The organism is Vibrio sp. ZOR0018 (assembly GCF_963865925.1).
GTDB classification, from domain to species: Bacteria; Pseudomonadota; Gammaproteobacteria; order Enterobacterales; family Vibrionaceae; genus Vibrio; species Vibrio anguillarum.
The window spans coordinates 1-878 of the sequence record NZ_CAWMCN010000016.1; the positions used below are offsets into that span (position 1 = coordinate 1).

The 878-nt window shown below is 41.7% G+C and carries 2 protein-coding genes; both read right to left on the reverse strand.

Annotation, left to right across the window (positions count from 1 at the left end):
- Positions 1–177: 177 nt before the first annotated feature.
- Complete coding sequence (locus AACR75_RS00650; RefSeq protein ID WP_010320663.1) at positions 178–456, reverse strand: type II toxin-antitoxin system RelE/ParE family toxin; 279 nt, start codon at positions 454–456, stop codon at positions 178–180.
- On the reverse strand, positions 453–737 hold the full coding sequence (locus tag AACR75_RS00655) for a type II toxin-antitoxin system RelB/DinJ family antitoxin (protein ID WP_017040620.1): 285 nt from the start codon (positions 735–737) through the stop codon (positions 453–455). Before AACR75_RS00655 ends, AACR75_RS00650 begins: the two co-directional genes overlap by 4 nt.
- Positions 738–878: the final 141 nt, after the last annotated feature.

The following is an 878-nucleotide window of genomic DNA, read 5'->3' on the forward strand; positions in this document are numbered from 1 at the left end:
TTCAGAGGTGTCGCACTTCGTACTTGAATCCAAGAAATATAACAAACTGTTTAAGAGTGATTCGCAACGCGTGGCATTTTTACTATGCGTTGCGTTTAGTGTTTAAGGTGGTAAGCGGTAGCATAGGTATTGCGTTGCTCACACCTTAACAGGGCGTTAGTTGCCCACCGACTACAATCAATCGGTAGGGAATTTCTGCTTCTGGTGTAGAACTCGCATTATGCGAATAATTGAACCTTCTACCCAGTACGAAACGATCATTGAGATTTCGGGAATAATGAGTAATCGTCCTCGAATTCCATCCCGTTGAACACCCATCAATGGTTGTTCGAGTAAGTTTTCTACTTTAGCCTCAATAATGTCATCAGTTTTTTCAGCCGCATCAGGGTTAAAGTCATAAAGAAACTCAAAGATCTTCTCACGATCATTTAGCGATTCCTCTTCCCATAAAATCATTGCTGGCCTCGATTACGAATTTTGGCCTTTCGTTCAGCCATTCGTGCTTTAGCTGAATTATGTTCAACAAATGAAGATTTTCCTGAGTCAAACTTCTCAAATGCTAGGTTTATTTGTTCAGTTAACCAAGCGTCATGAGATAATGTTTTTCTTTGTTGCTCAGCCATTTGTTCAGTAAGTTCACGGCAAGCATCGCTGAGTGTGCGACCTTGGCTCTCAGCCATTTGTTGGGCTAAACGTTTAATTTCGTCATCAACACGAAATTGAATTCGAGTGTCCATGAGTAGCTCCCCTAAGTTTGCGTGTGTACAAATGTTAGCACTAGAATCGAGCAAGGGCAACTAACAAACGGCTCAAGAGGGATTGCCAACGCGTGGCGACTTTAGTGCAAAATTGAAGTTCAGTGTTTACAGTGTGTTTTT

Bases quoted from the DNA above. Each gene is read 5' to 3' on its own strand.
- AACR75_RS00655 (WP_017040620.1), bottom strand. From the start codon at position 737: ATGGACACTCGAATTCAATTTCGTGTTGATGACGAAATTAAACGTTTA.
- AACR75_RS00650 (WP_010320663.1), bottom strand. From the start codon at position 456: ATGATTTTATGGGAAGAGGAATCGCTAAATGATCGTGAGAAGATCTTT.